5 protein-coding genes and 1 pseudogene are annotated in these 8,259 nt (G+C 54.5%); all 6 read left to right on the top strand.

Annotated elements, in window-relative coordinates:
• The first annotated feature begins 743 nt into the window (after window positions 1–743).
• The 6 genes and pseudogenes from IPK27_07845 (at window position 744) to IPK27_07820 (ending at window position 8,253) form a co-directional block, all read left to right on the top strand.
• On the top strand, window positions 744–926 hold the full coding sequence (locus IPK27_07845; protein MBK8067533.1) for a hypothetical protein: 183 nt from the start codon (window positions 744–746) through the stop codon (window positions 924–926).
• A 1,173-nt stretch (window positions 927–2,099) separates the two neighbouring features.
• Window positions 2,100–2,372, top strand: a complete 273-nt coding sequence (locus tag IPK27_07840; protein MBK8067532.1) for a ribbon-helix-helix protein, CopG family — start codon at window positions 2,100–2,102, stop codon at window positions 2,370–2,372.
• Window positions 2,369–2,650 carry a type II toxin-antitoxin system RelE/ParE family toxin gene (locus IPK27_07835; protein MBK8067531.1) on the top strand — a complete coding sequence of 94 codons (282 nt, stop codon included), beginning with the start codon at window positions 2,369–2,371 and terminating at the stop codon, window positions 2,648–2,650. The genes IPK27_07840 and IPK27_07835 overlap by 4 nt, the downstream gene beginning before the upstream one ends.
• 1,101 nt (window positions 2,651–3,751) lie before the next feature.
• A pseudogene (gene ltrA / locus IPK27_07830) lies at window positions 3,752–5,006 on the top strand (group II intron reverse transcriptase/maturase).
• A gap of 988 nt (window positions 5,007–5,994) precedes the next feature.
• Entirely contained in the window at window positions 5,995–6,711 is a 717-nt protein-coding gene (locus IPK27_07825; GenBank protein MBK8067530.1) for an NYN domain-containing protein, read from the top strand.
• Between the two features lie 168 nt (window positions 6,712–6,879).
• A complete protein-coding gene (locus IPK27_07820; GenBank protein ID MBK8067529.1) occupies window positions 6,880–8,253 on the top strand; it encodes a hypothetical protein in 1,374 nt (457 codons plus the stop codon).
• Window positions 8,254–8,259: the final 6 nt, after the last annotated feature.

The following is an 8,259-nucleotide window of genomic DNA, read 5'->3' as shown; positions in this document are numbered from 1 at the left end:
GGGGTTTGAGGCGCGCTTACTAGAAAAAGGGGAAGTACTAATGTTCGGAATATTTCGCAAAAAGCCTGATCCCGTCGAGCAAGCCGTGAGTCTGAACTACTCGGTCTTAAGCGGGCAAATTTCCCTCGCGGGTAGCAATGGCGGAATCAAGGAGATTATGGAAGATGAATGGGCTATGGGGTACATATTCGGATACGTGGACTCTGTACTTCAGCAAGAGGCCAAGATAGGGGAGAGGCGGCGTCGATGGCGGTAATGACGGCAGTACGTGAAGTTGTTTGAGGAAGAAGGAGCGAATGCACTTCGTCGAAGTTTCGGACTCCAAGGGCGGAAGGACTTCTTGGCCGGAATGATGGCTGGTGGCGAAGAGGCCGCCTCATTCATGGCAACAGGCAGCCCGACTTTGGGGTTGGCTTTTCATCTCAGGAATAGATCGTAATTGATAGATCGGGAGCAATTAATGTTTACACTTGCCGCGCTTTTTGCAATTACTTGCTGTTGGATAGTGGCGAACATAATGTATTCGCGCACTGGGGAATGGCGCTTTCGAAGAATGAGATCGGCTTTCCTATGGGCGCTGCTCGGGGCTGGAATTGGATCATACTTCGGAGTGGCGGGTATGGGTAGCGCGATTGCAGGAACCATTCCTGGTGCCGTCATTGGTTACCTGCTGGCAAGCAACATGATGAAAAGAGACGCTGATCCTAGGCAATAGAGGCGACGCAAAAATGGAGACGTTCCTCGTGCTCAGCTATCTGATCATCGGGCTGTTGTATGCCTACGGAAAGGTAAATCATCCGAATCGCGCGTTGAGGCCACTATGGGCAATAGACCGAGATTCCTCTTTCTGGATAATAGTGCTTGGATTTGTCGCGCTGGCGCTCTTCTGGCCGGTGGGTGTGTTTATGTATGGCTCCAAGAATTGATCGCATCAAGTTCATGGCAGGGACGCCTAACTATATGATCAAGCCGACAGCGGAACAGGCTCTTCGCATTAACCGTGGCCTGCCGCGCCGCTGCGGCTTATCATGGCGTTAGAAATCACTCGTATTGCCGTGGTTGAGCTCGTCAAACGTGAGAAGGCTGGGGATGAATCTTTTGATGTGGAAGTTCCTGACGTAGGTGGGAAGGTGGGGATGGAAGTGGAGGCTTGAGGTGAGAGCTTGAAGAGGGAAATTGAGGTTGAGAAATTGAGGTTGAGAAACTGAGGTTGAGAAATTGAGGTTGAGAAATTGAGGTTGAGAAATTGAGGTTGAGAAATTGAGGTTGAGAAATTGAGGTTGAGAAATTGAGGTTGAGAAATTGAGGTTGAGAAATTGAGGTGGGGATTTTACGGTAGGTTCATTTCTGCTTCGTAGCTGGGTGATTTCTAACTATGCAATCAAGCCAACGCCGGAACAGGCTCTTCGCACAAACCGGACATTGCCGCCGGCGCGGCTTATTGCGGCGTTAGACCCCATGATGAGTTCTATCGCAAACTGGTTTAAGGACTGGAGGAGGCGGCGCAGAGACGCTCTCATGTTTGAACGCGGAGTTTCTGTGCACTTTTCTGAAGACGGGATCGGGGCTACATTTCCGTCCGGCACACGCTCCGAGGTAAAGTGGAGTGACGTAATCGAAGTTTCAATCGAAACCAATGACAGCGGGCCCTGGGGTGCTGACGTGTGGTGGACCTTCAAAACCAAGGACGTTGAATTTAGTCTTCCGCAGGGATCAAAGGGAGAAGAAAAGGTTCTCGGAGTTGTGTCGGCACGTTTCGCACGCTTTGACCACAGCGCCGTAATCAAGGCAATGGGCTGCACGTCGAATGCGAAGTTTCTCTGCTGGAGTGCTGAGTGGGAATCAACGTAGCGGGAACTTTCCTCGCAGGACTGTTCTTGAAAATGTCGGAAGATAGGTAAGGACAACAGGGGACTGCGCGGTGGGGTCTAACTATGCAATCAAGCCGATTGCGGAACAGGCTCTTGGCATGAACCGAACACAATCGTTCCGCAACGGCTTATTGCGGCGTTAGCTGTCACTGGTGACTTGGCCGGCACCTTGCGGACTTGTGTTGCGGTGTAATACAGTCAGCTACGAGTGATCCTGGGAGTTGGTAGATGGGCGTGACGTCAGTGAGGCTTCAACCCGAGGTTGAGGATGGCCTTGAAGCAATGTCGGGTCGGATGCAACGGAGCAAGAGTTGGCTGATAAATCAAGCACTTCGCGAGTACATCTCTCGGGAGTCTCTGGCGGATGAGCGCTGGAAAGAGACGCTTGTTGCTTTGGAGTCGCTCAATGCCGGGAGGGTCGTAGAGGGAGAAGAAGTGCATGCTTGGTTGCGCTCTTGGGGTAGCTCAGATGAGTTGTCCCCTCCGAAGCCACTCGCATGAGGCTGATCTACACCGAGGACGCACTGGCGGATTTAACTCGGCTGAGAGCATTCATTGCGGAGAAGAACCCCGAAGCCGCTCGACGAATTGGTGCTGAACTAGCTAATCGGATTGAGAGTATTCGGACATTTCCCAGAATGGGTTGGAGTGTTGGGAAGGCGCCTGATCCGGAGGTCATCCGAGATTTTGCTTTTGGCAAGTACGTTGTGCGTTATGCCGTACACGCAAATTCCATCGCTATTCTTCGAATTTGGCATCATTTTGAAGAGCGGAGCTGACAGCTAACTATGCAATCAAGCCGACGCCGGAACAGGCTCTTCGCGCAAATCAGACAATGCCGCCGGCGCGGCTTATTGCGGCGTTAGAAATCACTCGTCTTACCGTTGCCGAGCTCGTCAAACGTGAGAAGGCTGGGAAGGAGTTTTTGATGTGGGAGGTCCTGGTGTAAGTGGCAGAATGGCGATCGAGGTTGGAATGTGGGGTGAGAAGCTGGGGTGGGAACTTGAGGTGGGAACTTGAGGTGGGAACTTGAGGTGGGAACTTGAGGTGGGAACTTGAGGTGGGAACTTGAGGTGGGAACTTGAGGTGGGAACTTGAGGTGAGAACTTGAGGTGAGAACGTGGAGGTGAGAACTTGAGGTGAGAACTTGAGGTGAGAACTTGAGGTGAGAACTTGAGGTGAGAACTTGAGGTGGGGATTTTACGGTAGGTATATTTCCGCTCTGTAGCCGGGTGATTTCTAACTATGCAATCAAGCCGACGCCGGATGTGGCTCTTCGTTCAAACCGGACAATACGGCCGGCGCGGCTTATTGCGGCGTTGGACGTGTGCGCCCGGCAGGGTGCGTCAACTTGGAGGTGCAAGTCCTCTACTCACCCGGCAAGGGGAAGAGTTAGCCAATGGCAAGGGTGTCGTGGGTGACTGCGAATCTGGAGGAAGCCGGAGGCAAATTGCTGGCCTGACGAACAGGAAGCGGATATGAGGCGACACGGCGGGGTAAGGCGGCACGTTTCGCTGAAGCCCAGTACTTGCACGGAACGCCGTGGCGTAGATCCGACAGGCATAAGCGGGAATGTGGGCGCGCAATACCCGGGGGAGATCCCCACCGGTGCTCGTGAGAGCTACCGCTATCGAGAGGTCGCGGGAGGCCGGTGGGGAAGTCAGCTGAGGCCGTAGTAGGTGCCGGGATGGGCTGAAGGGCCGAACATGGAAGAACGCGAGTAGACGGTTGGCAACTCGATGGCATCGGAACGACAGAAGTCCGCTGGTGAGGCGGAGCGTGAACGACCAAGCGCTGGACGGAATCCGGAGGGAGGGGTATCGCGTGTCGAGGTGTTATCGGCGACTGACGGGGTGGCGAAAGCGGAGTTGGAAGGGCTGATGGAGGCCGTGTGCGAACACGGCAACCTTTGGCGAGCGTACAAGCGGGTGATGAAGAACAAGGGGTCTGGCGGCGTCGATCGGGTCGAGGTGTCGGACTTCAAGGCTCACCTGCAGCAACACTGGCCGACGATCAAGGCCAAGCTGCTGACCGGGCGCTACATCCCGGCGGCCGTGCGTCGAGTGGACATCGCCAAACCGCAAGGTGGCGTACGGACACTCGGCATCCCGACGCTGACGGATCGGTTGATCCAGCAAGCGTTGCATCAAGTGCTGTCGCCGGTGTTCGAGGCGACGTTCTCTGCGTCGAGCTACGGGTTTCGTCCGGAGCGGAACGCGCACCAGGCGGTGCTCGCGGCCAAGCGGTATGGACGAGGGACGTCGGGTGGTGGTGGATCTGGACCTGAGAAGTTCTTTGACCGGGTGAACCACGATCTGCTGATGGAGCGCGTCGCGCGGAAGGTGACGGACAAGCGGGTCCTGCGGTTGATTCGTCGCTACCTGGAGGCGGGGATGATGGCGGATGGGGTGGTCTCACCCCGGACGGAGGGCACGCCGCAGGGCGGGCCGCTGAGTCCGCTGCTTTCGAACATCCTGCTGACGGATCTGGACCGGGAGTTGGAACGCAGGGGGCATGCGTTCTGTCGCTACGCGGACGATTGCAACATCTATGTCCGCACCGAGGTGGCAGGGCAGCGAGTGCTGGCGAGCGTTACCCGGTTTCTGGAGGAGCGGCTTCGCCTGAAGGTGAATGTGGCGAAGAGCGCGGTGGCGGGTCCGTGGGAGCGGAAGTTCCTGGGTTACAGTGTGACGGCGCAGCGGCAGCCGAAGCTGTGCATCGCGCCGGCGAGCGTGGAGCGACTGAAGGACACCGTCCGGGAGGTCGTGAAGCGGGGTCGGGGGTGCTCGCTGGAGCGCACGCTGGCAGTGCTGAATCCCAGGTTGCGCGGGTGGGCGGCGTACTTCAAGCTGAGCGAGACCACGCGGGACTTGCAGGACTTGGATGGCTGGATTCGGCGCAAACTGCGGTGTGTGCAATGGCGGCAGTGGAAGCAGGCGCCGACGCGCGCGCGGGAACTGATGCATTCGGGAGTGAGGGGAGGCAGATGCGTACCGATCGGCGTACAACAGCCGAGGCCCGTGGTGGCATAGCGGGTCCAAGCACATGAACGCCGCGCTGCCCACCGGCTGGTTTGATCGTCAGGGTCTGGTGTCGCTGCGCGCCACAACGCGCCGGCTCCGGTGTCAACCATGAACCGCCGTATGCGGACCCGCATGTACGGTGGTGTGGGAGGACGGCGGGAGTAATCCCGCCTCCTACCCGATCAGAAGCAGCGGCGGGTCGGGGGAGAGCGTGAGTGGGGTGGTGTGAAGAGCCAAAGCATTGAGCGTTGGCTATTGTTGGCTCAGGTTGGAGAAGCGCAATAGCACCAGTGTCGTATGAATTGAGCGGATTTTGTTGCAGGTGTTTCTGGAGAAGGGGCGGTAGTTGCTGTTGGGGCGTAACTTGGCCATACCCATGATCCATCGCTGTGAAATCAATCGGGTAAGGCTTGATTCTTGTCATCCTCGAAGTGCGGTACGTGGAACGGTTGTCACTTGCACAATTGGTCTGAGGCGGGGAAGATCAACGGCATGATGCTCATGGAAATTGGAGGCTCGGGCACAATGGCAAGGAACCTGACGTCCAACTATGTGTTCAAGCCGACGCCGGAACAGGCTCTTCGTTCAACCTGGCTGTGCGGCCGGCGCGGCTTAACACGGCGTTGGACGTCAGAAGCAGTGGCGGGTCGGGGGAGAGCATGAGTGGAGTGGTGTGAAGAGCCAAAGCACTGAGCGTTTAGTCTTGCTCGCTTGGGTTGGAGAAGAAGCGCAGTAGCACCAGTATCTTGTCAATTGAGCGGGTTCTTTCGTGGCTGTTTCTGGAGAAGGTCGGTAGTCGTTGTTGGGGCGCCATCCTTGTTATGCGCTTGATCCATAGGTGCGAAATAGAACGGGAAAGGCATCTTACGTGGCGTCCTCGAAGCGGGGAACCTGGTTCGGTGGTCACTTGCGCAAGTAGCATGAGGCGGGGAAGATCCAACAGCGTGCAGCTCAAGGAAATTGGAGGCTAGGCATAATGGCAAGAAACCTGACGTCCAACTATGTGTTCAAGCCGACGCCGGAACAGGCTCTTCGCACAACCTGGCTGCGCGGCCGGCGCGGCTTAACACGGCGTTAGCCATTTATGGAGGAGTAGTTGGGTGAATACCCCAGACAAGCTTGCGGTTTTGATTGATGCAGACAACGCACAGGCCAGTGTCTTAGTCGAGTTGCTGGCGGAGATATCAAAGTATGGAAATGCAACAGTAAGGCGTGCATACGGTGACTGGACGACTCAAAATCTCGTGGGATGGAAGGAGTCGTTGCATAATCACGCAATACAACCTGTTCAGCAGTTTCGCTTTACTGTTGGGAAGAACGCAACGGACTCTGCCTTGATAATCGATGCAATGGACCTACTTCATGGCGGCTCTGTAGATGGGTTCTGTTTGGTTTCCTCGGACAGTGATTTTACGAGGCTTGCCACGCGAATTCGTGAATCAGGTCGCGCTGTGTACGGTTTTGGAGAAAAGAAGACGCCACGTCCATTCGTCGCAGCCTGTGATAAATTTGTGTTTACGGAAATTCTCCGTCCAATCAGTAAGGGCGCTGAACCAGCAACCGTGGCTTCAGATGAACAGCTTCAACCTGCATTGACTGCGGCGATTGACGCAGCCGCACGAGATGACAGATGGGCTGCGCTATCTGCAGTCGGCGGATTGATCATGAAGGCTAATCCGTCGTTTGACTCCCGAAATTATGGATATCAAAAGCTTGGGGAACTCGTGCGGGCTCAGCCATATTTGGAAACAAAATCAGTTCCGATGGGTGATGGCTCGCCAAACGTACATATATTCGTCCGTCGCAAAAATGGCTAACTGTGCAATCAAGCCGACGCCGGAACAGGCTCCTGGCACAAATCGGACAGTGTCGCCGGCGCGGCTTATTGCGGCGTTAGGCGTCACGGTTGCCTCGTCCGCTGACTCTGGTCCGTTGAGCCGAAGCTGAAAATACACTCTTGAATTTTCAAAACGTTGGCCACCCAGATGCTCATTCGCCCCAGATTGACGGATCACTTCGGTGTTCACAAGAGTCAAGCAGAACTGGATTTTGCGATTCAGTTCTTAAATGAAGATATTCCGCTATACCTAGATCCGTTCCTGCTCTGGAAGTCTCCGGCGCAACAGGATCAAGCACTGCACACATCGTTAACTAACTCATTCAACAATCTCAACTACCTCGTCAAGAAGGGGGCGGAGGATAGAGCTCGCTCTATGCTCGTTGGGCTCTCGGAGTGCCGCGAAGTCGGCCTCGGACTGTCAAAATCACGAAGAGGAAATCGAATAAGCCCAGAGCAAGCCGCTGATGTGCTGCGACTCTTCAAAGACATCTCCGAATATAGTCAGTTTGGATTCACGCATTTTGAGGTGATTCAGCTTTACGTGGCAGGAATCTCCAAGGATCGAATTAGTGACATTTCGTGCAATTATCTAAAATCATTTCTCATCGACTACACAATAGAGCAGTGTGAAACGCTTGGGATCCCCCTCCAAACCGTTTCCATGTCGGCGATCTATAACTATCGCAAGAACGATTTTGATCACTCCGAGAAGGTTCGGCTTCCGGTTAGTCCCGTCGATGGTGAGCCATTGATTTTCACTCCGAAGCGTTGGTTGCGATTCACGCCGTGGATTAACTTTGATGACTATTTCAAGACTGCCTGCCCGCGTGATGAAATATTTAATCCGGACGAGCCAATAGATAGAGTCAGGGTTCTCAAATACAACCGGGATAACTACGGAGCTGTGGAGCGTTACATAGCCCTCAAGGACAAGGCGGCCGCTGACTGCAAGAATGACCCGCTGTTCAGTCAGATACCCGTAATTTCGGCACGCCGCAAGCTGAAAGAAGTTCAAAGACTCAAGTCAGGGAAAGACGATAGCGCTGATTCACAATACGAAGCGCTCTGTACGGATCTTCTTGCAACGCTTCTTTATCCGCATTTGGACTTTGCACAGGCTCAAAGCCGAACAGAATCTGGCAGGCTCGTTCGGGATCTAATCTTCTACAACAATCGAAGTGTAGATTTCCTGGACGAAATATTTACCGAATACGGAAATCGCCAGTTGGTTTTCGAGATGAAAAACGTAGCACGTATCGACAGAGACCACATAAACCAACTAAATCGATACCTAGAGACCGGAATTGGCAAGTTTGGTGCTTTCATCACTAGAAACGAGCTGCCGAAGGCCATGTACTCAAATACTATTGACCTTTGGTCGGGACAGCGAAAATGCATCGTCGCACTCACAGACAGCGACCTGCAACTCATGGTGGACGTCTACGAGAGCAAGCAAAGGACGCCAGTAGAGGTGCTAAAGAAGAAGTACATAGAGTTTCGCCGCAGTTGTCCTTCATAGAGGTGA

Source organism: Rhodanobacteraceae bacterium (genome assembly GCA_016713135.1).
GTDB lineage: Bacteria > Pseudomonadota > Gammaproteobacteria > Xanthomonadales > SZUA-5 > JADKFD01.
The sequence above is the reverse complement of the archived record's forward strand: the minus strand, read 5'-3'. Positions and strand labels throughout refer to the sequence as shown.

Coding starts and splice junctions, on each gene's coding strand:
- IPK27_07840 (MBK8067532.1), top strand. CDS start 2,100: ATGGGCGTGACGTCAGTGAGGCTTCAACCCGAGGTTGAGGATGGCCTT.
- IPK27_07835 (MBK8067531.1), top strand. CDS start 2,369: ATGAGGCTGATCTACACCGAGGACGCACTGGCGGATTTAACTCGGCTG.
- IPK27_07820 (MBK8067529.1), top strand. CDS start 6,880: ATGCTCATTCGCCCCAGATTGACGGATCACTTCGGTGTTCACAAGAGT.